Origin of the sequence: Nocardia paucivorans NBRC 100373, assembly GCF_000308675.1 — a bacterium.
Lineage (GTDB): Bacteria > Actinomycetota > Actinomycetes > Mycobacteriales > Mycobacteriaceae > Nocardia > Nocardia paucivorans.
Map to the genome: position 1 here is coordinate 61,133 of NZ_BAGE01000030.1, position 24,751 is coordinate 85,883.

The following is a 24,751-nucleotide window of genomic DNA, read 5'->3' on the forward strand; positions in this document are numbered from 1 at the left end:
GTTTCGGTGGAGAAGGTGGGATTGCCCGTCGTCGGATGAAACCGAGGCGATGTTCATGCGCAGACGGCTCATCGGGTGGATCCGATATCGGAATCTGCTGCGGCCGGCTCGTCGCCTCGGCCACTTGCTCCGCGTTCGGGCAGTATCGCTGCCATCCAGGCCGGTACGTACCGCGTCGCGCGGGGGAAAAGTTCCAGCTCGTCCAGGACGGCTTGTCGGGGTGGTGTTCGCCGCCAACGGGTTTCGGTTCGGTATTCGACAGAGGTCGTGATCGGGTACTCGACCACCATGGCGGCCTCCGTCCAGGTGCCGACGCCGGTTCGGTACATTCCCGAACGCAGTTGCCGGAAGTATTCGGCCGACTCCTCGGCGGCCGGCTCCCATTCGCGGAGCCTGCCGTCGATACCCAGAACGTGCCCGATCGTTTCCTCGTGGTCACCGGTGGCGCGGTACATCACCCGGATCTGCGTCCGATCGGCCGGGGCGCGCAACACCAGCAGATCGGCGATCTTTCGGGTGAGATCACGTTGACCCTCGATGCCGAGCGGTGGGGAGACAGGGCCGCTCTTCTCGGACGGATCGGTGTTCGCCTCCACCGGCTCGAGCAGATGCCGAAGCCAGGAAGGAATCGTTTCCGTCGGACGGGGGTACGCCCCGAGATCGCGTCGGAACGCTTCGGGTGGTATCGGCGGATTCCACCGTGGGTCGTGGTCGTAGTTGTAGAAGACCCGGAACTCGCCCGGTGGATCGATCGTGTACCGCGCCGACAGCCAGGCACCGCGCTCCGGGACGTACATCACGGTGCGCAATCGTGCGAACATCTCCGCGATATACGGTGGCGGATCGATTGCCGCGTCGGTCGTATCCGGCATGATCACCGTGAGACCGACGTCCTGTATTCCCTTCACGATCCGCGCGATCAGATCGATCCTGCGCCACCCCACCGGCGCGATCTCGAGCAGCGCCGCGCCGATCCGCGGCAGCAGTTCCGCGTATTGCTGCTGTTGAGCCGCCGTGACCCGCGGTCCGGACATGATCACACCGACGGTCGTCCGATGACCGGTACCTTCCGGCGTGACCGCATGCCACGCACGTGGTCGGCCGAGGCCGTCGGTCGGGGCGAGCGGGGCGGCGCATATTCGATACCTCTGGTGTAGATCCTGCTGATGTCCATACTCTTTCCGAAGGTTCGTCACATCGACCGGCCTCGTACATTCTTGCCGCCTGTTCGCTGTTTCCGAATCGGTGAAGTTGCCGGTTCCGTGTATGTCACCGCGGCCGGGGTCGCGGTCGCCGGTTGGGTGTCGCGAGGGCCGGTATCGGTTGGTTGCCGAGGATTTGTGATGGCAATTTGCGATGGCCCGAGGACCGGTGATTTCGCCGATACCGCGACCGACCTACCGGGAGCACACTGGGCAGTGCTCGGTGTGGAGCCGCTCGCGGGTCGGTGACCGGCTCCATCCGTTGGTTCAGAAAGGCTGTTCCTTGTCCAGACCACTTCTCGTGCTCGCCGCGATCTACCTTGCCGTTATCGGTTTTTCGCTGCTTTTGGTACCGACACAGTTCGGTGTCGGCGCGGTGCCGAGCGATGCCTCACCGGAATTGCTCGCGTTGCTTCGGCTTCTCGGTGGACCGATGATCGGTATCGCGGTGTTGAACTGGATGTCCCGTGGGGCCGAGTCGGTGTCGATCCGTAACGCCGTTGTCCTGGCGAACCTGGTGGGTTTCGGTGTCGTGGCCGCCAACGATGTGTGGGGCGTGGCCACCGGTGAGGCACGTGACCTCGCCAAAATCTTTCTCGTAGTGCACCTGTTGTTCACGATCGCATTCGCCACCATATGGTTTCGCGCCGGCGGGCGGCGATCGGACGGTCGGGCGACGGCCGAAGATCGTTAGCCGCGAACCGGCTCGGTGGGTGCGGAAGCCGTCGGGCCACCGATGTCGGTGCACCACCACCGACGCCACCATCATCGGGATGCGCCCGAGAATTATCAGGTGTTCTCCGGAGAGAACGCCGGTCCGGTAGGGCAGCAGTAGTGCCGTGAACAGCAGATACATCGTCGCGGTCATCTCGGCCGCCTCGCGGCGTATCGTATTCGGCCCGCCGCGGCGACGGCCATTTCGGTTGCCGTGAGCATCTCCCGTGCGTCGGTGTTCGAACGCGACCCATCTCCGACGGTGGTGAGCCCCTGCCGCAGCAGTGGATCGGGTACCGCCACACCCACTTTCACGGCGGTCGTCATTTCCGGGTGGTGCAGCGCCATGCGGTGCAAGAGCATGCGCGATGTGGTCGAGGCGGTGCGGTGGCTGTGGTTGTGACGACCCCTTGATGGGTACCTTGACTATCCATAATGGAAAGTTAAACTATCCATTATGGATAGGTCCAGAGGCGAATCCGGTATGCGGATGGCGGAGTTGAGTCGGGAGTCGGGGGTGACGGTCGCGACGATCAAGTACTACCAACGAGAAGGGCTGCTCCCGCCCGGGGAACTGACCAGCCCTAACCAGGCTCGCTATGGCGCCACGCATGTGCGGCGCCTCAAATTGGTTCGCGCATTGATGGAGATCGGGGGATTGTCGGTGGCGAGCGTGCGGGAAATACTCGCCGCGATCGACGGATCGCAAAGCTCGACCCACGATGTCCTCGGATTGGTCCAACGCGGTTTGCCCACGCCTCGAACGGAAGTGAGCGATACGGACCGGGAATGGGCCCTGGAGCGTATCGAGCAGCTGCTCGCCGAGCGTGGTTGGCAGCCACCACCGTACTCTCCCTTGATCGAGACATTGGTCGGGGTGCTCTGCGCTCTCCGCGAGGTCGGTCACGAGTGGGTATTGGACGGATTGTCGTGTTACGCCGAGGCCGCCGACCGTATCGCTCGCGCCGATATAGATGCTGTCGCGCACCGTGGCTCCGTCGAGTCCATCGTCGAAGGCGCGCTGGTCGGCACCGTTCTCGGCGATGCCCTGTTGATCGTTCTGCGTCGTATGGCGCACGCCGAGATATCCAGAAGGCGATTCCGTGTTTCGCAGACCTGAGAGCCGGACCTCCGACAACGGATGCATGAACCGGGATGCCGTTGTCGAAACCAATGCGCACGAACCGCTCCGGTGTCCCTCCATCACAGAGAATGCAATGACGGAGACAACCGAGCCCACATTGATCGGTCGAGAGTCCGAGCGCGCGCTGTTGCACGATCTGCTGCGCCGAACCGCGGCCGGCAGCGGAGGTGCCGCGGTGGTGCACGGAGAGCCGGGCATCGGCAAGAGCGCCCTGGTGAACGATGTCGTGCGCGATACCAACGGGATTCGGATCCTGCGAGTGACCTGTGTCGAGCCGGAATCCGATCTCGGATACGCGATGCTGCATCGGCTGCTCACCCCCGCGATGAACCTGGTCGATCGATTGGCCGCGCCGCAGGCCGATGCGCTGCGCACCGTATTCGGGTTGGCCGCCGGCGACACCCCGGGCCGGTTCCTGATCGGTTCGGCGACGCTGTCCCTGCTGTCCGAACTGGCCGGCGAGCAGCCATTGGTGTGCCTGATCGATGATGCACAGTGGGCGGACCTTCCGTCCCGGCACGTTCTCGAGTTCGTGGCGCGGCGACTGGACACGGAACCGATCGCGGTGATCACGGCCGTGCGGGCCGAAGAACGGCCGTGGGTGGCCGACGATGTTCTCGATGTGCCGCTGACCGGACTGGACCGGGAATCGGCACGGGAACTGCTGCTGCACCGGGTCGGTGACCGATTGTCCATGGTGCAGCAGGAGGCCGTTCTGGATGCGGCGGCCGGGAATCCGCTGGCATTGTGTGAACTTCCGGTCGAGGTCCTGCGCGCGAACATGATGTCCGCACCGCTGCCGCTCGCCGAGGAATTGCAGCAGGCGTTCCTGCTCAGGGTGCGACGTCTCGCAGCGCCCGTACAACAGCTGATGCTGCTGATCGCCGCCGATGGTCATCCCCGATCCGATGTGGTGCGCCGCGCGTTGCCTCTCCTCGATCCACCGGTCGAATGGGAGACGATCGAACTCGATTCGGCGGAAAACCTGCTCGTCACCGACGAGACATCGGCCGTGGCGTTTCGCCACCCGCTGATTCGGTCGGCCGTTTATCACGGCGCCGACCCCATGGCACGCCGTCGCGCCCACCGTGCATTGGCCGTGGCACTGGAAGGTGAGGACGATACCCGCCGGGCATGGCATCTCGGGCAGGCCGTCACCGGACCGGACGAGGCGGTCGCCGAGGAGCTGCAACGGTCGGCCTACCGGGCGGGCCGTATCAGTACGGCGACCATGGCCGCCCTACTCGCGCGAAGCGCGGAGTTGAGCGCGATCGAGCCGCGGCGGTTGCGCCGCAGGGTCGAATCGGCCGCCGCGTGGTGGACCAGTGGGGACTTCGATCGTGCCGCGACGATGCTCGAGGGCATCGATCGTGACGACAGGATCGACGGGCCCCTACGGTGGGACATCCTCTGGCTGCGGGCCTCACTGGAATTGCATATCGGTAACCCTTCCGCCGTTCTGCCGCTCCTGCGACCGGTGCTGCCCACAGTGGCCGAGGCCGGTGTTCGGCACGCCCTTCCCCTGCTGGTGCTGTTCAACGAGGCCGCTTTCTGCGCCAACGCCGATGCGTGGTCACATGTTGCCGATGCCGCCGAGCGGCTCACCCCGAACGACAGCGGGGTGCAGGATGTACTCGCCCGGCTTCTTCGCGGAAGTTGCCGAGTTCGTGCCGGAAAGGACGCGGGACTGGCTCCCGACGATCTGGATGTGGTGGAGCAGCTCACCGATCCGGCCCATCTGTGGTGGGCCAGCGGATTCATGCTGGGACTCGGGCACCAGGACCGAGCGCGACGGTTGAGCAGACTGGCGGTGCATCATGCCCGGCGCCTGGGTGCCGTGGTCTTTCTCCCCTGGGCCCTGTGGCGGGTGGCCTGCGACGACATCGCATCCGGACGGTTCCGCTCGGCGGAGGCGCTCGCGGAGGAGGGCCGTCGGTTCGCGGAGGAAACCGGTCAGGTCAACGCGGGTTTGGCATTGCGCAGTGTGCTCGCCATGGTGGCCGCGTTGCGTGGTGACCCGGAGTCGGCCGCACGCCTTGCCCGGGAAGTGATGGTCGAGGCCCCCCCACGGGGCATGATGGGTGCCGTGGCTCTGGCCCATCGGGCGCTGGGGCTGCTCGAACTCGTCTCCGGCCGCCCCGAACGGGCATTGGAGCATTTGGCTCTCCCCTCGAGCGGCTCCTATCTCGGGCTTGCCATGGTGAACGTCCCCGATATGGTCGAGGCCGCGCTTCAGGCCGATCGGCGGGAAGCGATAGTCGAACCCCTCGCGCTGTTCACCCGGTGGGCGGATACGGCGGGCCTTCCGGAATTGAACGCCCTGGCCGCCCGGTGTCGGGCATTGCTCACCTCGGGGAAGGCCGCGTCCGAGGAGTTCCGTCGTGCCCTGACCCTGCACAGGCAGGCCGACCAACCGTTGGAATACGCGCGAACCCAGCTGTTGTTCGGTCGGCACCTGCGCCGCGAACGTCGCCCCTCCGCGGCCCGGGAACCCTTGCGGGTCGCCGTCGAAACCTTCGAAACCCTCGGCGCCGAAGCCTGGGCGAACCGTGCCCGTGCGGAATTGCGCGCCGCGGGTGAAACCCGTAGGGAGCCGACGGCCGAGGGGGCTGCTCTGCTCACGGCGCAGGAAGCTCGGATCGCCGATGCCGTCGCCGACGGGCTCACCAATCGGGAAATCGCCGCCCGCCTGTTCCTCAGCCCCCGGACCATCGACTACCACCTGCGAAAAGTCTTCACCAAGATGGGGGTCACCTCCCGCACCGAACTCACCCGAACCACCCTGGATGCCCGCGGCCGGAATCGAGAAGAGAGAAGTGATGCGTCCGATCGGACAGTCGAACATTCCTCGGCCGCGCTCACCCGTACCGAAAAGGCGTGGGCCGAGCGCGACCGGTCGACCGTTGCCCCTGCGGATCTACGAACCACACCGATCCGCAACGCGGGATAGCTTCGGGTCCATGCTGTACGGTCGCGACAAGGAACTGGCGGTATTGGCGACCATGGTGGAACGAGCACGTTCCGGGCACGGCGCGGCCGTGGTCGTACGCGGAGAGCCTGGAATCGGTAAGAGCGCACTCCTGCGCGATTTCGCGTCCCGGGTATCGGGAGTGCGGGTGCTGCGGGCCGCCGGGGTGGAACCCGAATCCGATATCGGTTACGCGACACTGCATCAACTGCTGCTACCGGTTCTGGATCGGGCCGACAGATTGCCGGCCCCGCAATCGGCTGCCCTGGAGGTCGTGTTCGGATTGGCCGCCGGCTCGGAACCCGATCGATTTCTGGTCGGTCTGGCGACCTTGTCGTTGCTGTCGGAGCTGGCCGGTGAACATCCCGTGGTGTGTGTGGTCGACGACATCCACTGGAGCGACCGCCTCTCGAAAGATGTATTGAGATTCGTGGCCAGAAGGATCGACACGGAGCCGATCGTGCTGGTGCTGGCATCGCGGACGAATGAGCGCCCCCCGCTGGGGCTACCCGGTGTGCTGGACATGCCCTTGCACGGATTGGATCGAGAAGCGGCGAAACGGCTCCTGGCCGAACGCACCGATATCCGGTTGTCGACGGATCGGCAGGACGCCATCGTGGACGCGACCGCGGGAAATCCGCTGGCGCTTCTCGAGCTTCCCTCGGCCGTCGTCCGCGACGGTGCCTCGGTGTCGCGGCAGGTCATTCTCAGCGATGGTCTGCGCGCTGCCTTCCTCACCAGGGTGCGGCGGCACACCCGACCGATACAGCGCCTGCTGTTGTTGATCGCGGCCGCCGGCCATCTACGGCGTGAGGTGTTGACCCACGCGGCCGCCGAGTTCGATGCCGCCTCGGTGGAGGAACTCGACGTATTGGACGACCTCGTCGAGACGGGGGCGGAACGAATAGCGCTTCGGCACCCGCTCATCCTCTCGGCCGTCTACCAGAGTGCCACCACATCGGATCGCCGTGACGCACACCGGGCGTTGGCAGCGGCAATGCACACCGTTACCGGAGAAAGCGATCGCTCCGTATGGCATCTGGGCCAGGCAACCGACGGTCCGGACGACGAGGTGGCCGAACAACTCGACCGGATGGCCAGAAAAGTTGTCCGAACCAGCTCGGCCACCGCGGCAGCGTTGTTCGCTCGCGCCGGTGAGTTGAGCACGGAAGGACCGCATCGCCTACGACGATGTTTCGAATCGGCCTTGGCCCACTGGAACAGTGGAGATGCCGACCACGCCCGGTCGATGCTCGAATTCCTCGACCGTCAGGAGCAGCTCGATGGGACACTGCGCCGGGACATCGCATGGTTGCGGGCTTCCATGGAATTACATACCGGGATACCGGCGGACGTGGTGGTCATGCTGCGTTCTCCCATCGCCGAAGCATTGGAAAACTCTCCACGGCAGGCCATTCCGTTACTGATGTTGTTCGGGGAAGCCGGCTTCCACGCGAACCAGTTCACCGCGTGGTCACAGCTCGTGGACGTCGCCGAGCGGGTACCTGCCTCCGGCAGCGACATGCACGACGCGCTGCTGGGACTGTTCCGGGGAGTGTGCCGGGTGTGGCGGGGCGAACCCGATGGATTGTCACCCGAGGACAAGGACATCGTGGAAACCCTCACCGACCCCGCCATGCTGTGCTGGGCCGGCGGCATGATGTGGAGTCTGGGCGAGCGGGAACGAGGGCGACACCTGAATCGGATGGCCGTACTGCACGCCCGCCGCACCGGAGCGGTCTCGCTGCTGGTGTGGGCCCTGGAACGGGAGGCGCTCGGCAATATCGTCGGCGGCGAATTCCGTGCGGCGGAGACGTCCGCGCAAGAAGGTTGTCAATTGGCCGAGGAGATCGGGCAGACCAACGCGAGCGTCTGCCATCGGAGCCTGCTGGCCTTGCTGGCCGCGTTCAGAGGCCATGAGCAGCGGGCACGGGATCTCGCCCACGAGGTGTTGGCCGAAGCCACGCCGCGTCGCCTCGCATTCGTCATCGCCACGGCCCGGCGGGCTCTCGCCGTGCTCGACCTGGCCGCCGGCCACCCGGGGGCGGCATTGGCGAATCTGCTCCCGGGAGCAGACCCCGTTCATCCGGGAGTTGTGCAGGTGTACATACCCGATCTGGTGGAGGCGGCGGTCAAGGCAGGAAGACCCGATGTGGCCACCAGATCGTTGAAACCACTCGCCCGATGGGCCGAATCGGTGAATTCGCCGGAGACGAACGCGCTGGTGGCACGCTGCCGGGCATTGCTCGCCGAGCCCGATACCGCCGAAGGCGAGTTCCGTCGGGCGCTCGTCCTGCACGAACGTGGTGATCAACCGATGGAATACGCGCGAACCCAGCTGTTGTTCGGCGAATACCTGCGTCGGCAGCGGCGTAGGGCGCAGGCCCGCGTGCCTTTACGCGCCGCGTACGACACATTCCGGTCTCTGGGGGCCATGGGGTGGGCCGAGCGTGCCTGCTCGGAACTGCGCGCGGCGGGGGAAAATGTCGAGCCCGTGTCGGTGGCGATCCGAACCGACGTGTTGACCCCGCAGGAAATACGTATCGTCACGGCTGTCGTCGAGGGCGCCACAAACCGTGAGATCGCCGCTCAAATGTTTCTCAGCACTCGAACGATCGACTATCACCTGCGGAAAATCTTCACCAAACTGGGCGTGAGATCCCGCCACGAGCTCATACGCATCACCCTAACCGAGTTCGGCCACCACTGACCGGGTGTTTCGGGAGGGTGTCGCGTTCGGAAGGGAGAAGTGTCTTCCACGGGACAGCCCGGGGTACCGCTGAATAATCGTGCGCTTGCTCATGGTTTCGCCAACTTCGTTTTCGGATCGGTTTTCCGATCGGTACGGGAGTCGGAGGGGAGTGGAGTTCCCGGTCGGGCGCGTAGCCGGCAAACACGCGAGAAGCCTCGACGGGACGGCGGATAGGGGCAAGGCTGCCGAGCGGCCGGATGAGAGTTCGGCGGAGTCATCGCCAAGTGAACAGATATTCGCTCGATGGTTCGGTGGTTTCCTTTGACCACGGTGTGTGCTACCTGCTCGGTAGTGAGATGGCATGCTGTCCGCTATGGCAGAATTCCCCCATTTCGGGGTTGAGCGGCCCCCGGCCGCCGATCGTGGGGTCGGTGGTGCACGCGTGCGGCGTCGGGGCGGTGACCTGTCCGGAGGATGAGGTCACCGCCATGGCGGCTCGTGGTCGGCCGCCGCCGATGACCGAGGTCAGTAGTTGTGGCAGGTGTCGGCGATGCGCCGGGCTATATCGCGATACCGCTGCGCTTCGGGGGCGTTGCTCCTTTCCTCCATGCGGGTGCGTGCCTCCGGGTGGGTGTCGAGATATTCCTGGGAGCGTTGTTTGCGCTGTTCGACGGGAAGTGCGAGGAATTCCTGTAGTTTCGTCTTCCCTTCCGGATTGGCGTCCAGGATGGCGGCGAGTTCTGGTGCCTCGGCCCGGATGGCGGCCTCGACCTGTGGATAACTGCAGGTGGTTTCGAGGAGCGCGGCCTCGATCGACTGTGCCGTGGCGCCGGTGGGGACCAGGAGCGGTCCTGCCGCCACCGCGCCGAGGACGAGAACCGTTCGCGCGATCCGCGCACGAAGGAAGGTCATACTGCAAACCCTTTCATATGGATGGTCGGATACCCGATCGTCGAGTACCCAGGACCCGTTACGAGTTCACCGATCCGAGAGTTCGGGTGCCGCCCGGAAAGGTGCGATGGTACGAAGAATCGTCGGTTATCGGTCGTCGTCGAGTTCGACCGCTTCCCGATCGGCCCGTTCGATCAGCGGGGACAGGTCGAAGACCGCGTTGTCGATATCGGCGTGTAGATCGCCGAGGCGACGGTAGCGTTCGGGCACGGTGGCGATGGTGAAATCGCTCGGGTGGATATCGGGGATCTCGTCCCAGCGCACCGGGGTGGAGACGGTTGCCTGCGGTGTGCCGCGCACCGAGTACGCCGCGGCGATGGTGTGGTCGCGGGCGTTCTGGTTGTAGTCGACGAACAACGCTCGCGGGTCGCGGTCGCGCCGCCACCAGGCGGTGGTCACATCCTCGGGTGCGCGGCGCTCGATCTCCCTGGCGAAGGTCGCCGCCGCGCGCCGAACCTCCCGGAAGCCGTAATCGGGTGCGATGCGGACATAGACGTGTAAACCGTGGCCGCCGGAGGTTTTCGGCCACCCGATCGCGCCGATCTCGTCCAGTACCTCGTGCACAACCCCTGCCACCCGCTGCACCCGCGACCACGGGCAGTCCGGCATCGGGTCCAGATCGATCCGCCATTCGTCGGGGTGTTCGGTATCGGTGCCGCGGGAATTCCACGGATGGAACTCCACGGTCGACATCTGTACCGCCCACAGCACATCGGCCAGTTCGCGGACGCAGAGCTCATCGGCGTGCCGGTCGTAGCGGGGAAAGTACACCCGCACCGTGGAGATCCAGTCCGGCGCGCCGGCGGGCAGCCGTTTCTGATGAACCTTCTTACCGGCCAGGCCCTTCGGGAAGCGGTGCAGCATGCACGGTCGGTCCCGCAGGGCGTTGACGATCCCGTCGCCGACACTCAGGTAATACTGCGCCAGATCCAGCTTGGTCGCGCCCGTCTCCGGGAAATACACCCGATCCGGATGCGTGATACGTATCGTGCGCTCACCGACCTCGAGCTCGACCGATGCCCCCTTACCGCTGCCCATGGCCCGACCCTAGCGGCGCGCACCGATATCGGCCGGGCGACACCGCGTCGGACATCACACTCGTGTCAGCTGCCGTTCGAGCCGGCGCAGCAGATCGTGGACGCGGGGATCGTGGGTGAGCACACCGTCGAGGACGGGGTTGACCACACCACGCAACAGTGCATAGGGCTGCCAGGTGGCGGGGGCGATGGTGCGTGCCGCCCGGCGTTCGATCCCGTCCGCGACGACCCGCGCGGCCCGGGTGGGGCTTATCCGCATCCGCAGCGGCCAGGGCAGCATCCGGTCCAGGGCGGCGCCGAGGTCGTCGCTGTCGAGGGTGTCATGGGTCATCGAGGTGTCGACGATGCCGAAATACGCGATTCCCGCCGTGGCGTCGAAGGGGGCCAATTCGATCCGCAGGGCACGGCCGAGTTGTTCCACCGCGGCCTTGCTGATCATGTAGGGGGAGCCGCCCATACCGGGGGTGAAGGCCGCGCACGAGGACACCACCACGATATGGCCGTGCGCGTCGACGACGTGCTCGAGTGCCGGGCGGACGGTGTTGAACACGCCGGTGAGATTGATATCGATGACCCGGTCGAAAGCGTCGCCGTCGATGGTGCGCAGGGTGGCCGGGCGGGGCACCACACCCGCATTGGCCACGACCACATCCACGTGGCCGAAGTGTCGCACCGCTTCCTCGACAGCGCCTTCCATCGCGGCGCGATCGGTGACGTCGGCGGCGACCGCGAGGGTGCGTTCGCCGACGGCGGTCGCCGCCGCCGCCACCCGTTCGGCGTCGATATCGACCAGGACGATCGAGGCCCCCCGTCGATACAGTTCGGTCGCCAGTTCGTACCCGATGCCCTGTGCCGCGCCGGTGATCAGCGCGACTCTTCCGGCGACCGGGTAGTTGTCGCGGAAGGGCAGTGTGCTGCGTAGCAGCTCCATCATCGGTTCACCTCGGGGTTCGTGCCGTTGTCCGGCGGGGTCCGGTGCGTGAAGCGCTGGAGTGGCGCGGGGATCTTCGATGCCGCCGGCAGCGCCCGGAACTGCCAGGTGTCGTCGCGGGGGAGGACACCGCCGCGTTGGGTGACGTCGAAGGCGTCGTACAGGGTTTCGCCCTCCTCCGTGAGGCCCTGTTCGTTGAAGTGATGACGGTCGACGGCCGGGCACTGGATGAAGCGACCGTTGCCGTCGGGAACTCGGGCGCTGGTCGTGCCGGCCGAGCCTGCGCAGGGCTTGCCGAAACTGTTCCTCATCGAACATGGCACTACCCTTCGACGGTCGCGCCCGCTCGTCCCAGGGGTGGTGGGTGTGGTCCGGCGCAACGAGAACACTCAACTTGAATCACATGATTCATGTTGAATCACCTGAAGTCAATGTCTCCGGTCGGGTGGTCGATGCGAGGATTGAGCCGTGAATGCACCCAAGCTGTGGCGCGGCCGGACGCTGCTCGATCGGTCGGCGGACCGGCGTGAGCAGCTGATCGAGGTGGGATTCGACCTGCTCGGCACAGTCGGTTCGGGCGCCGTGACCATGCGGGCCGTCACACGGCAGGCGAATCTGAGTCCGCGGTACTTCTACGAGAGTTTCGACAGTCGGGAAGCCCTGGTCACCGCTGTCTACGACCGGGTGGAGCAGGCATTGCTCGAGCGTTTGGGTGCCGTGCGTTACGACCCTGATCCCACCATTGCGGTCCGCGCGGCATTGGAGATCTGTGCCACCTATTTCGAGGAGGATCCCCGTCGGGCCCGTGTTCTGCTGCGGGAACCGCTCACCGATGACACCTTGCGTCGACACAGCGCCCACCGGACCCCGGCGTTCATTCGGGCGGTGGTGCCCAGACTCGGCGCCGAGGCTCTGGTGTCGAGCAATGACGAAACCCTGGCGATTGTCGGCACCGCGCTGGGCGGTGCCCTGATCGCGCTCTATGTGGACTGGGTCGACGGTCGGTTACCCGTTTCCCGGGACCGGCTGGTCGAGACGGCCGCCGAGATCGTCCTCTCGCTCGCACAGATCTGAAAAGACGGACGTCCCGCCGCCATGAGGCGTTACGGTTGAAGCGGAGCCTTCGGTTTCGGTTCGATCGATCGAGTGCGCTCGGCTCAACCGTGGCGAACGTATGTCGGTAGTTTGCGCAGCTCACGTACGTATTCGAGTCGTTGGACCGCTCCCGAGGTCGCGTTGTCGCTCAGGCCCGCGTCCAGGAGCGCGGCCCGAAGGTAGGTGGTGTCCACGTGGTCGAGGGCGGCCAGGATCTCCGGTCGTAGCTCCTCGTCTCTTCCTGCCCATTGGGCGAGGAAGTCGGATTTCATCGGTGCTGTGAAGGGGTCGGTGGATTCGGGGAATGCGCGGCCGTGGTCGATGGCGAGCAGGTCGAATGTGCCGTCGTCGTGGTGGACCGTGCGATAGTTCGCCGGGCGTCGGTCGAGGTTTCCCATGAGGTAGTCGAGTACCGCGACCTGTTGCTGTTGGAGTTCGTCGTAGTCGTGGACCGGTCTGGCGGGTTTCGATTCGAAGAATTGTTGGATCATGCCGGGTCCGGTGCGGTCGCCGTCCGGTTCCGGGGGTCCTGCTGTTCGGGCGGTGGGGGGAATTCGGTTGAAGCCGAGTATCTCGTCGAGGCGATATGCCGCGATCTCTCGATCCGTTTGCGCGCCCCGATATGGGCGGAAGTGGAACAGGCCGTCGTAGTCTTCTCCGCGTTCGGGTTTGTAGATGTTTACTGCCCCGTCGGTCGAACGCATCTTCCGGATGGTGGCGCTCGCGGCCTCACGGACATCCGCCAACATGTCCTCGTCGAATTCGACGTCGCTGCTCAATCGGCGTTCGGCCATGGCCCTTTCGGCCGCGCTGGGGCGATACGGTCGCGCCTCCGGCCGGTTCGGGCGCAGATGCAGCCGACCGTCCGGCGCTTCCCAGAGGAAGTGCGCACTACCTGTGCCGGGATGTTCGATCAGGTAGGCGCCCTCGCATATCAGGCCCCCGGTGGTGCGATAGAAGCGAACGATCGAGCGGGTGGCCTGATCCACTCGCTCGCACAAACCCAGAGCCAGGCGCTTGGAAACCTGTTCGAGGAGATCATCTTTTACCACCACCGGGCCGACCCATCGTGCGTTCGCCTCTATCGCTGTGCCGTATGCGGTGTCTTAGGGAATCAGAGCGGTGCGGTGAGTTCCAGTTGGATGCCGTCGGGGTCGTCGAAGGAGAGGATGACGATACCGAACTGGGCCATTTCGGTGATCTCGCCGTGTGGTATTCCGGCGGCGTCGAGTCGGGCCGCTGCGACGGCGAGTTCGTCACGGTCGGCCACGGCGAAGCTGAGGTGGTCCAGGCCTACGCGGTCCGGGTCGAATTGATCGCTCGGGTCCGCGACCGGGCGGAGGCCGAGCAGCATTCCGTTCGCCTGGAACACCACGCCGCCGTAGAGCCGGAACGGGTCGGTGCGTACCTCGGGGTCGTCGGGGCTGCCGGGGGATTCCGCGGCGACCGGGAAACCTAGCACTTCTTCGTAGAAGCGGCGAGATCGCCGGATATCGCGCACCGTCAACCGGACGTGGTGGGTGCCGGTGGTCGTGATCAAAGACATCAATGCTCCCGGAAAACGTGAGTTGTAATCGCCGGAGGCGTGTTCACGGCGGTCCGGCGAAATGGACGAGAAGACCGTATGGTCGGCCCGCCTCCGGGGCATAGCGCCGAATACGGCATTTTATGAGTCATTTCCGACACGGAGACGTGGCTCATTGCCCGAGGCGTGTCGTATGCGCCGGCGGTTGTTCCGATGCCTGCCGGGCAGGGGGACAACCGGGTGACGAACAATGGCAATACCTTGGCGATTGTCGGCGCCGCGCTGGGCGCTGCCCTGATCGCGCTCTATGTGGACTGGGTCGACGGTCGGTTACCCGTTTCCCGGGACCGGCCGGTCGGGACGGCCGCCGAGATCGTTCTCTCACTCATACAGATCCGCCGGGGCGAAGACCTGTCGCCGCCCCGGCGCGTTGTGACCGGTTTCGGTTCGATCGATCGAGTGCGCTCGGCTCAACCGTGGCGAACGTATGTCGGTAGTCTGCGCAGCTCACGTACGTATTCGAGTCGTTGGACCGCTCCCGAGGTCGCGTTGTCGCTCAGGCCCGCGTCCAGGAGCGCGGCCCGAAGGTAGGTGGTGTCCACGTGGTCGAGGGCGGCCAGGATCTCCGGTCGTAGCTCCTCGTCTCTTCCTGCCCATTGGGCGAGGAAGTCGGATTTCATCGGTGCTGTGAAGGGGTCGGTGGATTCGGGGAATGCGCGGCCGTGGTCGATGGCGAGCAGGTCGAATGTGCCGTCGTCGTGGTGGACCGTGCGATAGTTCGCCGGGCGTCGGTCGAGGTTTCCCATGAGGTAGTCGAGTACCGCGACCTGTTGCTGTTGGAGTTCGTCGTAGTCGTGGACCGGTCTGGCGGGTTTCGATTCGAAGAATTATTGGATCATGCCGGGTCCGGTGCGGTCGCCGTCCGGTTCCGGGGGTCCTGCTGTTCGGGCGGTGGGGGGAATTCGGTTGAAGCCGAGTATCTCGTCGAGGCGATATGCCGCGATCTCTCGATCCGTTTGCGCGCCCCGATATGGGCGGAAGTGGAACAGGCCGTCGTAGTCTTCTCCGCGTTCGGGTTTGTAGATGTTTACTGCCCCGTCGGTCGAACGCATCTTCCGGATGGTGGCGCTCGCGGCCTCGCCGCCGCCCACCAACGTGTTCGATTCGACATCGCCGACCAATCGGCGTTCGGCCATGGCCGTTTCGGCCGCGCTGGGTTGGTACGGATGCGTGCTCGGCCGATTCGGGCGCGGTCGCAACCGACCGGGCGGAACCTCCCAGAGAACATGCGTACTGCCCGTATCGGGGTGTTCGATCAGGTGGGTGACGTAGCACATCAGATCGCCGGCTGTGCGATAGCGGTCGGCCATCGAGCGGGTGACCTGCTTCGCCCGCTCACGCATGTCCAGAGCAAGACGGTTGAAGATCGTCTCGAGGGGACTGTCTTTCGCCGTCACCGGACCGGCCTACCGTTCGGTCGATCCGACCGCTGTGCAGTATTCGACGTTCTCGAAAATCTATGCATTGGCCTTGGAAATCAGAGCGGTGCGATGAGTTCCGGCCGTATTCCGGCGGCGTCGGGTCGGGCCGTTGCGGTGGTGGGTTCGGCGCGTACCTCGGGATCATCCGGGCCGGTGGGTGCTTCCGCGGCGACCGGGAAATCGAGCACTTCTTCGTGGAAGCGGCGAGATCGCTCGATATCGCACACCACCGGTTGGGCACGGTGGATGCCGCTGGCTGGGATCGAGGGCATCGAGGCTCCAGGAAGGCGGAAGTGGGGATCGCCGGAAGCGCGTTGGCGGCAGCCCAGCGAAATGGACGATAAGACCATATGACCGGTCCGCGTCGAAGAATAGTGTCGGTTCCGACATATTTTGTACTGTTTCCGACGTGGATATCGCGGTGTTCGCCATGGATGATGTCACCGACTTCGGGATGGCCGCTGTGTTGGAGGTCTTCGCCTTGGCCAACTCGCTCCGGGAGACGCTGGTGACGCCGCCGCCGCCCTGGCGGGTGCACACCGTATCGACCGCTACCAGTGTTCGGTCGGCCAACGGCTACACGATTCCCACCGTCCCCCTGTCCGGTAGCGCCGAAGAAGCCGTGGATCTCGCCGATTTCGGGGTGTTGATCGTGCCCGCCGTCCATGTGCTCGACGCAGAGGTGCTCATCCGGCGGGTATCGGCTTCCGAGAGCAGCCCGGTCCTGGAGTGGATCGCGCGGGCCCACGCGCACGGAATCCATGTGGCGGGCGCGTGTACGGGCACCTTCTTCCTGGCCGAGGCCGGTGTGCTCGACGGGCATTCCGCGACAACGAGTTGGTGGCTCGGCTCCGCCTTCCGGAAACGTTATCCGGCGGTCGTGCTGAACGAGCGCCTGACCTTGTGTTGCGGCGCGATGGTATCCACCGCCGGCGCCTCACTGTGCCATGTGGATCTGGCCCTGTCGCTCATCCACACGGTGAGTCCGGCACTGGCCGAGAAGGTGGCACGATGTCTGGCGGTGGGCGTAGGGCGGGCGCAGGCGGGGCACAGCGTGCCGGAAGCGGTGGCCCAGGGCAATGCGCTGATCGCCGACCTGGAGAGTTGGGTTCGGCAACACCTCGATGAACAGTTCCGCATCTCGGACGTCGCCCACGAGCTCGGCGTGACCGAACGCGGTCTGCAACGCGCGACGCAGGCAGAACTCGGCATGTCCCCCCGTGATTTCGTCAACGAGATCCGGTTGGAGCACGCCACGTATCTACTGCACACCACCTCCCTCCCGGTCGATGTGATAGCCGCCAGGGTCGGTTACCTCAATCCGGGCGCCCTGCGCGGCCTGGTACGACGACGGCGCGGCATGACCATCGCCCAGTTGCGTGCGACGCCGATGTCCTGGTGGGCGTTTTCGGCGAAAGGCGGAAATCATGCCCAACGGTATGGATCGGCGTTCGGTCCCGGCGGCTTCGACCGCGCCGGGTCGGATACGGCCCCCGAACCGACCCCGAATGCGCCTGTTCGGCCCCGGGTGTGACCCGGCGGTTCATCGACCGGGGCGTCGTGTACGCGTTCGCAGATGTGCCAGCGCCTGCTCGACGGACAGACAACCGGCAGTGGTCAATTCCAGGTCGGCCAGTGCGGACTCGTGGGCCTGCGTCGTGGCGGCGGCGGCGCAATCGACGATCGGATGTACGAACAGCCCGAGGTCGGTGCCGTGGCGGGCGGTCTGCTCGACGACGAGGTTCGTCGCCACACCGGTGATCAATACGGTGTTCAGATTCCGGGCCGCCAGCCACTGGGGCAGGGTGTTACCGGCCAGACACGATAGTTTTTGGGTATCGAACACTACTCCGGCTTCGGCCTGCTCGGCCATTTCCGGGATGATCTGCGCCCCGGCCGATTCCGGACGAAACTCCGTTTGCGCCTCGGCCGCCGCGCGCATGAACCCGGTATTGCGCACCAGATCGCCCTCTCCGACGGGAATGGTGAACCGTCCGAAAACTACCGGAATCCCCGCCTGCCGCGCGGCGGTGTGGAATGCGGTCGCGCGCTCGACCACGCCGCTGCGGGCGACCGGCTCGGCGAGCATGGGGCCGAAAAACCCTTCGGGCGCGATGACATTGACCTGCCAGTGCAGAGCGAGGACGGCGGTGCGGGCGGCATCGAGCGACATGCAGCCGATCATGCCGCAAACGAACTTCCGGCTCCGGCGTATCGGTCGACTCCGGTGGTCGCATGAGGTCATGGCCGCGGTATCGGACGGGTGGCGCCGACCCATGATACGGGCGGCAGCGTAGTGGTCCGGATCACCGGCGTCATCCGGTGCGGACATGTTAGCGAATGGTGGCGCGGGGTAGTCGCGGTAGCAGTGCGCTATGCACCCGACCCGATGCCGTTAATGCCGAAAGGACCAGATCCGCATGAGCACACCCGACACCACCACCCTGCAGACGCAGTTACGCGCCGTACTCGATCTGACCAATACCGAGATCCAGATCGCCGAGACCCGGATGGCGCAGGCCCGGACCGAGGCGGTGCGACGCGAGTTGTCCGAGAACGCCGACAATGGCCGGGCCCGTGCCGAGGCCATCGAGGCCGCGCTGCGTGAACTCGGCGGTGTACCGGAGGTGGTCGGCCCATTCCTGGGCCGGGCCGCCGCCATGATCAAGGCGATGGTCGAACAGGCCCAGCCGTTCGACGAAGCCCTGCTCGGCGACCTCACCCTCGAACACCAGCTGCTCGACCGGGCCCGCTATATCAAGGCTCTCGCGACCGCTGCTCGGCAGCCCGATGTCGTGGCGCTGGCGGAGCGGTTGATCACCGCACATTCGGCGACGGTGGACTGGTTGACCACCGTCCTGGCCGAGGATGCCCTCGGTGGGCCGGCCGCATTGCGCCGCACCCCGCTCCAAGCGGCCGCCGGAACCGCGGTCAAACTGGTCAACCTCCCGGTCACCTGGTCCACCCGCAGCCTGGACCGGGTATTGGACACCGTCCGCTCCACCCCGCCCGCGCTCGGTGAGTTGCTCGCCCAAGGGGCGCAGGCAGGTGATGTCGCGGTCAAAACCCTCACCGCCTCCCGCGACGCCGCCCTGCAAACCGCCGAGCAGGTCACCCGCCGCGAAGGTGCCGGTGTCGCCGCCGACGCCCTGCATTCGATCCGAACCGCGACCGGTGTTCTCGAACCCGACGAGTTGCCCATCGATGACTACGACGCTTTGAACGTGGGCCAGGCCGTCGCCGCGGTCAAGGAACTGACCGAACCCGCCGACGTGCGGGCGGTGGTGGCCTACGAGGAATCGCACAAGAATCGCAGCGGTGTCGTCTCGGCCGCTCAGACCCGACTCGCGGCGATCGCTCAGGAAGTCACCGGGATCGGCTGAATGCTCTGAGGACAATCGATTCCGCGCTTTCCGCGATAGTTTCCCGTGATAGGGGCATCGGCCCGGAATAGGTGCCGGGCCGATGCGGGATAGGGTTTTCGCTGTTCGTCGCGAGTTACTCGCTCGCCTCGCCGGCAGCGCCCTCGACCGCCTGCGGCGTGGCGCCGCGAACAGGGATCTTGCGCGATTCCGACTTCGGCGCCGCGATATCGTGCACCCGGATCCGCAGCAGGCCGTTGGCCTGCTCCGCCTCGACCGCGTCGGCGGTGACGTGCTCGGGGAGGGCGAACTCGCGGCGGAACGCACCACTGCGAATCTCTCGGATCAGCACGCCCTGCTTGTCGCCGGAGGTTTCCTCGCGGCGAGTGCCGCTGATGCACAGCCGATGGTCGACCACCTCCACCTCGACATCCTCACCGGACACACCCGGCAGTTCCAGGGTGATCACCACATCGTCGCCGTCTCGTACGACATCGGCGGCCGGTACGAACCCGGTCTTCGCCGGCGGCGTGGCGAAGGCGCGACGCATGATCGCATCGAATTCACCGTCGAACTGACGTACCAGGGCGGTGAACGGATCCCAACTCGTTCGAACGATGGCCATCTCTACCTCCTGATTTAGCACTCTGACTCCGAGAGTGCCAACGCATGGAGGGGGTGGATTGTTCCGGCGTCGACGCCCGGGACGGCAGACCGGTCACGGTGTGTCGGGACCGGCCTCCGTGGAATCGAACACCCACTGCCGGTAGCCCGGATGGGCATCGACGACGGGGACCGCGAGCACCTGTGGGGTTTCGTCGGAATGCTCGGCGTCCGCCCGTTCGATAATGGCCGGTACCAATGACCGGCGCGTATGCAGCACTACCAGGTTTTCGGTGTCGTCGTGGACCCGGCCGTCCCAGCGGTAAACGGAACGGACCCCCGAGATGATGTTCCCGCACGCCGCCAGGCGGGCCTCGACGAGGCGCCGGGTGAAACCGGCGAGCCATTCCGGGTCGCCGGAGGATACGGACACGTCTACGAGTTCGTCGTCGGACATGGGGTCAAGTTTCCCCGGCCATCGACCGAGGTTCACCTGTTCGGACGACAATGGCCACCCGAACGAGCGATAGGAGCCCACGGGAGGCGAGCAGATGACCGAGCGGCCCGAACGACATGTGAGAAGGGCGTGGCCGGCCACATGGTCCCGGATCGAAAGACCCACCCGGCGGGCATTACTCGGCTCGGCGGCCGGGCTGATCGTGACACCGGTGGCTCTCGGTATCGCGGCGAACGGGGCCGTGATCGCCAACCGATGGTGGGACGCAACGGACCGCTGGTTGGCGCCCGCCCAGTCCGTGCTCGGGGCGGGACTCCTGCTGCTGGTGGCCGTAACGGCGGTTTCCGCGCCGGGGGCGGCGATGGTGGCCGGACTGGTGTGGGGCATCGTGCCCGGACTGGTCCAGATCGCGTGCCCCGAGGACACCTACCGCATGATCGTCGCCGTACCCGGGCTGCCCACCGACCTGGACCGCGCCCTGCACACCTGGCTGTCGGGGGGAGTGGCGCTCATGATCGGGGTCCTGCTGTTCGGTGTGGGGCTCACCGCCACCGCGCGAGGGCGGAACCCGACGAGATAGCGGGTCGAAACCCGGACGTTCCGACCCGCTACCCACTCAACCCTTCACACACAGCACCTGACGCAGGGTCGCCACCACATCGACCAGATCGCGCTGGGCGTCGATCACCTCGTCGATGTTCTTGTACGCGGCCGGGATCTCGTCCACCACCCCCGCGTCCTTGCGCGACTCCACGCCCTCGGTCTGGGCGATCAGGTCCGCGACACTGAACTGCCGCTTGGCCGCATTACGGCTCATCCGCCGACCCGCGCCGTGCGAGGCCGACCAGAACGACGCCGGATTGCCCTTACCGCGCACCACATAGGAGCGGGTCCCCATCGAACCCGGGATGAGCGCGAGCTCGCCCGCGCCCGCGCGGACGGCGCCCTTACGGGTCACCAGCATGGGCGCACCATCGATCACTTCCTCGGACACATAATTGTGGTGGCAGCTGATCGGCGCGTCGAACCGGACCTCGCGGGTCGGGAATTCGTCGCGAACCGCCTGACACACCAGTGCCAGCATGACCGCCCGATTACGGGCCGCATACTCCTGTGCCCAGGTCAGATCGTGCCGGTAGGCGTCCATTTCCGGGGTGTTCGCCAGGAACACCGCCAGATCGCGGTCGACCAGGTTCTGGTTGTGCGGCAGTTTCCGGGCCACCGCCATATGGCGCTCGGCCAGTTCCTTGCCGATATTGCGGCTGCCCGAATGCAGCAGAATCCACACCCGATCGTCCTGGTCCAGGCAGATCTCGATGAAGTGGTTACCCCCGCCCAGGGTGCCCATCTGCTTGTGCGCCTTGGACTCGCGGTCGGCCACCGGGGCGTCGAGCTCGTTGAACCGCGACCAGAAGCGGTCCCAACCGGTGCGCAGGGTTTCGGTGGTCACCCCGGACGGCCGGGCTGCCAGCTTGTTCACCGGGACCGGATCGTTGTGCGCCGCGAATCCCACCGGTACTGCGGCCTCGATCCGGGAACGTAGCGAACGCAGACTGTCGGGAAGGTCGGCGGCCGTCAGATCGGTGCGGACGCTCTCCATCCCGCAGCCGATATCCACCCCGACCGCGGCCGGGGAGACGGCGTCGCGCATGGCGATCACCGAACCGACCGTGGCGCCCTTGCCGAGGTGCACATCCGGCATGACCCGGACCCCGTACACCCATTCCAACCGCGATATGTTCCGCAGCTGTTGCAGCGCGGCCGGTTCGATATCGCGCTCATGGGCCCACATCAACGTCCGTGCCCGGGTACCGGACAGCTCGACGGGAAACATTGTCTCGATCCTTCCGAATTTCGGGACGAGCGATTTCGGGACGAGCGGCTGCTCGTCCGCGCTATCCACGGTAGGCAGCGCGGCAGGGATCGGCACCTGAATTTCACCCCCGTCGGGCGGCACGCCGCTGGGCATCGCGTCGGCGGTCCGGACGGACGTCACCCCCGGTTGGGGGTCGGGTTTCGGCGTACGCGCTCGACAATCGCCGTAATCTCCGCCCGGTTCGGCAGGGAAGCGCTCGCGCCGAGCCGGGTGGTGGCGAGCGCGCCCGCGGCGCATGCCGGGGGCAGGGCCGCGGCCGGGCCGTCCGGCCAGAAAACGGCCAGGGCCCCGGTGAAGGCGTCACCAGCGCCGGTGGTGTCGATCACGTCGACCGCTATGCCGGGAACGGTCCGCTCGGCGGCGTCCGGGCCGCGGTAGCGGGCGCCGTTCGCGCCGAGGGTGACCACCAGATGCGGCACCGGGGCGAGTGTCGACCCCAGCCGGGTCGCCTCCCCGGAGTTCACCACCGCGACATCGACATGCGCCCACAGCTGCGGGGGAAGATCGCGTACCGGTGAAGGATTCAGCATCACGACGGTGTCGTGGGCGCGGGCATGCCGGACGGCGGCGGCCACCGTCGGGACGGGGATCTCCAGTTGACACAGCAGGATGTCGGCGGCGGCGATCACGGCCAGGTCGTCCTCGGCGAGTTCGGTCATCCGGGCATTGGCGCCGCCCACGACGATAATGGTGTTCTCCCCACTGTCGTCGACCACGATCGATGCGACACCGCTCGGTCCGTCGACGGTGCGCAGCCGTGCCGTGCCCACCCCGGATTCCGCGAGTGTGTCGCGCAATCGCGGCGCGAACACGTCGGTGCCGACGGCGCCGAGGAACTCCACCCGGCCACCGGCCCGGCTCGCCGCAATCGCCTGATTGGCCCCCTTCCCGCCGGGAACCGCGGTGAATCCGCTGCCGAGCACGGTTTCCCCCGGTTCGGGACGTCGATCGGTGGTTGTCACCAGGTCCATGTTGACGCTGCCGAGGACGGCGATCAGGGGTGCGCTCACCCGAAAAAACGTAGCGCGAATACGGAAAATCGACTCTTATACGACTCTTATACGTACGACTCTTATACGCCTGTCCGCGTGGCAGGGAGGTCGAATCTTATGTCGGGGAAGAAGTTATGGGAATTCCGGGTCGGTGTGTTCGCCACGGAAATCGAGGCGAGAGAGCTCGAGGAACGGATCGCCCGGCTGCTGTGTCCGGACCCGAACCATGCGTCGCCCTGTCCGGTTCCGTGGTCCATGTCGCTGTGTCCCGAGGAATATCTCGAGCCCGACGAGCAGGACATGTATCGCGATCTCGAGGAGCAGTACCGGATCGAGTCGCCGGGCCGGGACGAAACCCCGTAGTGGTGTGAGCCGGGTGCGCCGGCAGCCGGCGCGGAGGGACGCGCCGACAACGCTGCGGCTCGAGTTCTCGGGGTGCGTAGGCTATACCCCATGACCGTAGAAACGACGGCTGAGTTCGATGTGCGCGAAGCGGTCCACGATGCCGCGCGCAAGGCCCGTGTCGCCGCGCGGGTGCTCGCGCAGGCCACCACCGCAGAGAAGAACGAAGCCCTGCACGCCGCCGCGGATGCGCTGCTGGCCGCCGCCGATACCGTCCTGGCCGCCAATGGTGAGGATCTGGTGGCCGCGAAGGCCGCCGGCACCGCGGAATCGCTTTTGGACCGGTTGCGGCTCACCAAGGACCGGATCGATGGGATCGCCTCGGGGCTGCGTCAGGTGGCGGGGTTGCCCGACCCGGTCGGAGATGTGGTGCGCGGATCGACCCTGCCGAACGGGTTGGAGATCCGTCAGGTGCGGGTGCCGCTCGGGGTGGTGGGCATGGTGTACGAGGCCCGGCCCAATGTGACGGTCGACGCGTTCGGCTTGGCGCTCAAGTCCGGTAACGCGGCGCTACTGCGTGGGTCCTCGTCGGCGGCCCGGTCGAACGCGGCGCTGGTCGCGGTATTGCGTGAGGCGCTTGTCGCGCAGGGGCTCCCGGCCGATACGGTGCAGTTGCTGCCCAGCGAGGACCGGTCCAGCGTGACCCATCTGATCCAGGCGCGCGGACTGGTGGACGTGGTGATTCCGCGGGGCGGCGCGGGTCTGATCAATGCCGTGGTGCGCGACGCCCAGGTGCCGACCATCGAGACCGGCACCGGCAACTGCCATGTCTACGTGCACTCCGCCGCCGATCTGGACATGGCCGAGCAGATCCTGGTCAACGCCAAGACCCGGCGACCCAGTGTGTGCAACGCCGCCGAGACCGTGCTGATCGACTCGGCCATCGCCGACGCCGCACTGCCGCGCCTTACCCAGGCGCTCACCGACAAGGGTGTCACCCTGCACGGCGATCTGCCCGGTATGGTCCCGGCCACCGACACCGACTGGAGCGAGGAATACCTGGCCCTGGATATCGCGGTGAAGGTCGTCGACGATCTGGACGCCGCGGTGGATCACATCAACACGTGGGGCACCGGCCACACCGAGGCCATCGTCACCTCCGATCTGGCCGCGGCGCGGGCGTTCGCCAATCGTGTGGATGCCGCCGCCGTGATGGTGAACGCCTCCACCGCCTTCACCGACGGTGAGCAGTTCGGATTCGGCGCCGAGATCGGGATCTCCACCCAGAAACTGCACGCCCGTGGCCCGATGGGACTGCCGGAACTCACCACCACCAAATGGGTGGTGTGGGGTGAGGGACAGGTTCGGCCCGTCTGATG

Annotated in this window: 25 protein-coding genes and 1 pseudogene; 11 read left to right on the top strand and 15 right to left on the bottom strand. The window is 66.1% G+C overall.

The features are described from left to right. Positions 1 to 68 precede the first annotated feature (68 nt). On the bottom strand, positions 69 to 1,034 hold the full coding sequence (locus ON32_RS26900; protein WP_051132928.1) for a hypothetical protein: 966 nt from the start codon (positions 1,032 to 1,034) through the stop codon (positions 69 to 71). 451 nt (positions 1,035 to 1,485) lie between these two features. On the opposite strand from ON32_RS26900, the gene ON32_RS06395 reads away from it, so the two are divergent. The 5 genes from ON32_RS06395 to ON32_RS26905 all read left to right on the top strand — a co-directional run bounded on the left by ON32_RS06395 (position 1,486) and on the right by ON32_RS26905 (position 8,738). Next, positions 1,486 to 1,896, top strand: a complete 411-nt coding sequence (locus ON32_RS06395) for a hypothetical protein (protein WP_040789783.1) — start codon at positions 1,486 to 1,488, stop codon at positions 1,894 to 1,896. Between the two features lie 234 nt (positions 1,897 to 2,130). Beyond that, positions 2,131 to 2,319, top strand: coding sequence for a hypothetical protein (locus tag ON32_RS29540; RefSeq protein ID WP_157224104.1), 189 nt, complete (start codon positions 2,131 to 2,133; stop codon positions 2,317 to 2,319). 54 nt (positions 2,320 to 2,373) lie between these two features. Next, positions 2,374 to 3,036 (top strand): MerR family transcriptional regulator, encoded by a 663-nt coding sequence (locus ON32_RS06405; RefSeq protein ID WP_217998027.1) that lies wholly within the window; start codon positions 2,374 to 2,376, stop codon positions 3,034 to 3,036. A 97-nt stretch (positions 3,037 to 3,133) separates the two neighbouring features. Further along, positions 3,134 to 6,010, top strand: coding sequence for an ATP-binding protein (locus tag ON32_RS06410; RefSeq protein WP_169331592.1), 2,877 nt, complete (start codon positions 3,134 to 3,136; stop codon positions 6,008 to 6,010). Between the two features lie 10 nt (positions 6,011 to 6,020). Next, a complete protein-coding gene (locus ON32_RS26905) occupies positions 6,021 to 8,738 on the top strand; it encodes an ATP-binding protein (RefSeq protein WP_051132929.1) in 2,718 nt (905 codons plus the stop codon). 507 nt (positions 8,739 to 9,245) lie between these two features. On the opposite strand, the gene ON32_RS06420 is transcribed toward ON32_RS26905, so the two are convergent. The 4 genes from ON32_RS06420 to ON32_RS06435 all read right to left on the bottom strand — a co-directional run bounded on the left by ON32_RS06420 (position 9,246) and on the right by ON32_RS06435 (position 11,950). Next, positions 9,246 to 9,632, bottom strand: a complete 387-nt coding sequence (locus tag ON32_RS06420) for a hemophore-related protein (protein WP_051132930.1) — start codon at positions 9,630 to 9,632, stop codon at positions 9,246 to 9,248. 126 nt (positions 9,633 to 9,758) lie between these two features. Next, positions 9,759 to 10,709: a non-homologous end-joining DNA ligase gene (gene ligD, locus ON32_RS06425; RefSeq protein ID WP_040789541.1), complete on the bottom strand. Its 951-nt coding sequence runs from the start codon at positions 10,707 to 10,709 to the stop codon at positions 9,759 to 9,761. 54 nt (positions 10,710 to 10,763) lie between these two features. Then, positions 10,764 to 11,642, bottom strand: coding sequence for an SDR family oxidoreductase (locus ON32_RS06430; protein WP_051132931.1), 879 nt, complete (start codon positions 11,640 to 11,642; stop codon positions 10,764 to 10,766). Beyond that, positions 11,639 to 11,950 carry a hypothetical protein gene (locus ON32_RS06435; protein WP_040789543.1) on the bottom strand — a complete coding sequence of 104 codons (312 nt, stop codon included), beginning with the start codon at positions 11,948 to 11,950 and terminating at the stop codon, positions 11,639 to 11,641. The genes ON32_RS06430 and ON32_RS06435 overlap by 4 nt, the downstream gene beginning before the upstream one ends. Positions 11,951 to 12,107: 157 nt before the next feature. Here ON32_RS06435 and ON32_RS06440 point away from each other — a divergent pair, with 157 nt between their 5' ends. Then, positions 12,108 to 12,713: a TetR/AcrR family transcriptional regulator gene (locus ON32_RS06440; protein ID WP_040789545.1), complete on the top strand. Its 606-nt coding sequence runs from the start codon at positions 12,108 to 12,110 to the stop codon at positions 12,711 to 12,713. An 83-nt stretch (positions 12,714 to 12,796) separates the two neighbouring features. Here the strand turns inward: ON32_RS06440 and ON32_RS06445 are convergent, their stop codons facing one another. From ON32_RS06445 to ON32_RS06465, 5 genes and pseudogenes are all read right to left on the bottom strand, one after another. Next, positions 12,797 to 13,789, bottom strand: a complete 993-nt coding sequence (locus ON32_RS06445) for a protein kinase family protein (protein ID WP_040789546.1) — start codon at positions 13,787 to 13,789, stop codon at positions 12,797 to 12,799. A 59-nt stretch (positions 13,790 to 13,848) separates the two neighbouring features. Next, on the bottom strand, positions 13,849 to 14,280 hold the full coding sequence (locus tag ON32_RS06450; RefSeq protein WP_040789790.1) for a VOC family protein: 432 nt from the start codon (positions 14,278 to 14,280) through the stop codon (positions 13,849 to 13,851). 449 nt (positions 14,281 to 14,729) lie between these two features. Then, positions 14,730 to 15,077, bottom strand: a pseudogene (locus ON32_RS06455) (hypothetical protein); the annotation flags it as partial. Between the two features lie 69 nt (positions 15,078 to 15,146). Continuing rightward, positions 15,147 to 15,716, bottom strand: a complete 570-nt coding sequence (locus ON32_RS06460; protein WP_040789548.1) for a hypothetical protein — start codon at positions 15,714 to 15,716, stop codon at positions 15,147 to 15,149. 80 nt (positions 15,717 to 15,796) lie between these two features. Continuing rightward, a complete protein-coding gene (locus tag ON32_RS06465; RefSeq protein ID WP_040789549.1) occupies positions 15,797 to 16,012 on the bottom strand; it encodes a VOC family protein in 216 nt (71 codons plus the stop codon). A gap of 137 nt (positions 16,013 to 16,149) precedes the next feature. Between ON32_RS06465 and ON32_RS06470 the strand changes: the two genes are divergently transcribed. Beyond that, positions 16,150 to 17,274, top strand: a complete 1,125-nt coding sequence (locus tag ON32_RS06470; RefSeq protein ID WP_083874127.1) for a GlxA family transcriptional regulator — start codon at positions 16,150 to 16,152, stop codon at positions 17,272 to 17,274. Between the two features lie 9 nt (positions 17,275 to 17,283). Here ON32_RS06470 and ON32_RS06475 read toward each other — a convergent pair whose 3' ends face one another. After that, entirely contained in the window at positions 17,284 to 17,913 is a 630-nt protein-coding gene (locus ON32_RS06475; protein WP_040789794.1) for a cysteine hydrolase family protein, read from the bottom strand. 247 nt (positions 17,914 to 18,160) lie between these two features. On the opposite strand from ON32_RS06475, the gene ON32_RS06480 reads away from it, so the two are divergent. Further along, positions 18,161 to 19,123 carry a DUF8129 domain-containing protein gene (locus tag ON32_RS06480; protein ID WP_040789550.1) on the top strand — a complete coding sequence of 321 codons (963 nt, stop codon included), beginning with the start codon at positions 18,161 to 18,163 and terminating at the stop codon, positions 19,121 to 19,123. A 115-nt stretch (positions 19,124 to 19,238) separates the two neighbouring features. Here ON32_RS06480 and ON32_RS06485 read toward each other — a convergent pair whose 3' ends face one another. Together ON32_RS06485 and cutA are read right to left on the bottom strand one after the other, a co-directional pair. After that, positions 19,239 to 19,727, bottom strand: coding sequence for an Hsp20/alpha crystallin family protein (locus ON32_RS06485; protein WP_040789551.1), 489 nt, complete (start codon positions 19,725 to 19,727; stop codon positions 19,239 to 19,241). A gap of 93 nt (positions 19,728 to 19,820) precedes the next feature. Next, positions 19,821 to 20,162, bottom strand: coding sequence for a divalent-cation tolerance protein CutA (gene cutA / locus ON32_RS06490; protein WP_040789552.1), 342 nt, complete (start codon positions 20,160 to 20,162; stop codon positions 19,821 to 19,823). Between the two features lie 94 nt (positions 20,163 to 20,256). Between cutA and ON32_RS06495 the strand changes: the two genes are divergently transcribed. After that, positions 20,257 to 20,742, top strand: coding sequence for a hypothetical protein (locus ON32_RS06495; RefSeq protein WP_051132932.1), 486 nt, complete (start codon positions 20,257 to 20,259; stop codon positions 20,740 to 20,742). Positions 20,743 to 20,778: 36 nt separating this feature from the next. Here the strand turns inward: ON32_RS06495 and ON32_RS06500 are convergent, their stop codons facing one another. Next, positions 20,779 to 21,996, bottom strand: coding sequence for an RtcB family protein (locus tag ON32_RS06500; protein ID WP_040789798.1), 1,218 nt, complete (start codon positions 21,994 to 21,996; stop codon positions 20,779 to 20,781). Between the two features lie 158 nt (positions 21,997 to 22,154). Beyond that, a complete protein-coding gene (locus ON32_RS06505) occupies positions 22,155 to 23,048 on the bottom strand; it encodes a ribokinase (RefSeq protein ID WP_040789553.1) in 894 nt (297 codons plus the stop codon). 99 nt (positions 23,049 to 23,147) lie between these two features. On the opposite strand from ON32_RS06505, the gene ON32_RS06510 reads away from it, so the two are divergent. Next, entirely contained in the window at positions 23,148 to 23,393 is a 246-nt protein-coding gene (locus ON32_RS06510) for a hypothetical protein (protein ID WP_040789554.1), read from the top strand. A gap of 90 nt (positions 23,394 to 23,483) precedes the next feature. Next, complete coding sequence (locus ON32_RS06515) at positions 23,484 to 24,749, top strand: glutamate-5-semialdehyde dehydrogenase (protein WP_040789555.1); 1,266 nt, start codon at positions 23,484 to 23,486, stop codon at positions 24,747 to 24,749. The last annotated feature ends 2 nt before the right edge of the window (positions 24,750 to 24,751 follow it).

Bases quoted from the DNA above. Each gene is read 5' to 3' on its own strand.
- ON32_RS26900 (WP_051132928.1), bottom strand. From the start codon at position 1,034: ATGTCCGGACCGCGGGTCACGGCGGCTCAACAGCAGCAATACGCGGAA.
- ON32_RS06500 (WP_040789798.1), bottom strand. From the start codon at position 21,996: ATGTTTCCCGTCGAGCTGTCCGGTACCCGGGCACGGACGTTGATGTGG.
- ON32_RS06405 (WP_217998027.1), top strand. From the start codon at position 2,374: ATGGATAGGTCCAGAGGCGAATCCGGTATGCGGATGGCGGAGTTGAGT.
- ligD (WP_040789541.1), bottom strand. From the start codon at position 10,709: ATGGGCAGCGGTAAGGGGGCATCGGTCGAGCTCGAGGTCGGTGAGCGC.
- ON32_RS06420 (WP_051132930.1), bottom strand. From the start codon at position 9,632: ATGACCTTCCTTCGTGCGCGGATCGCGCGAACGGTTCTCGTCCTCGGC.
- ON32_RS06485 (WP_040789551.1), bottom strand. From the start codon at position 19,727: ATGGCCATCGTTCGAACGAGTTGGGATCCGTTCACCGCCCTGGTACGT.
- ON32_RS06410 (WP_169331592.1), top strand. From the start codon at position 3,134: ATGACGGAGACAACCGAGCCCACATTGATCGGTCGAGAGTCCGAGCGC.
- ON32_RS06475 (WP_040789794.1), bottom strand. From the start codon at position 17,913: ATGTCGCTCGATGCCGCCCGCACCGCCGTCCTCGCTCTGCACTGGCAG.
- ON32_RS26905 (WP_051132929.1), top strand. From the start codon at position 6,021: ATGCTGTACGGTCGCGACAAGGAACTGGCGGTATTGGCGACCATGGTG.
- ON32_RS06480 (WP_040789550.1), top strand. From the start codon at position 18,161: ATGAGCACACCCGACACCACCACCCTGCAGACGCAGTTACGCGCCGTA.
- ON32_RS06435 (WP_040789543.1), bottom strand. From the start codon at position 11,950: ATGAGGAACAGTTTCGGCAAGCCCTGCGCAGGCTCGGCCGGCACGACC.
- ON32_RS06430 (WP_051132931.1), bottom strand. From the start codon at position 11,642: ATGATGGAGCTGCTACGCAGCACACTGCCCTTCCGCGACAACTACCCG.
- ON32_RS06515 (WP_040789555.1), top strand. From the start codon at position 23,484: ATGACCGTAGAAACGACGGCTGAGTTCGATGTGCGCGAAGCGGTCCAC.
- cutA (WP_040789552.1), bottom strand. From the start codon at position 20,162: ATGTCCGACGACGAACTCGTAGACGTGTCCGTATCCTCCGGCGACCCG.
- ON32_RS06495 (WP_051132932.1), top strand. From the start codon at position 20,257: ATGACCGAGCGGCCCGAACGACATGTGAGAAGGGCGTGGCCGGCCACA.
- ON32_RS06450 (WP_040789790.1), bottom strand. From the start codon at position 14,280: ATGTCTTTGATCACGACCACCGGCACCCACCACGTCCGGTTGACGGTG.
- ON32_RS06465 (WP_040789549.1), bottom strand. From the start codon at position 16,012: ATGCCCTCGATCCCAGCCAGCGGCATCCACCGTGCCCAACCGGTGGTG.
- ON32_RS06510 (WP_040789554.1), top strand. From the start codon at position 23,148: ATGTCGGGGAAGAAGTTATGGGAATTCCGGGTCGGTGTGTTCGCCACG.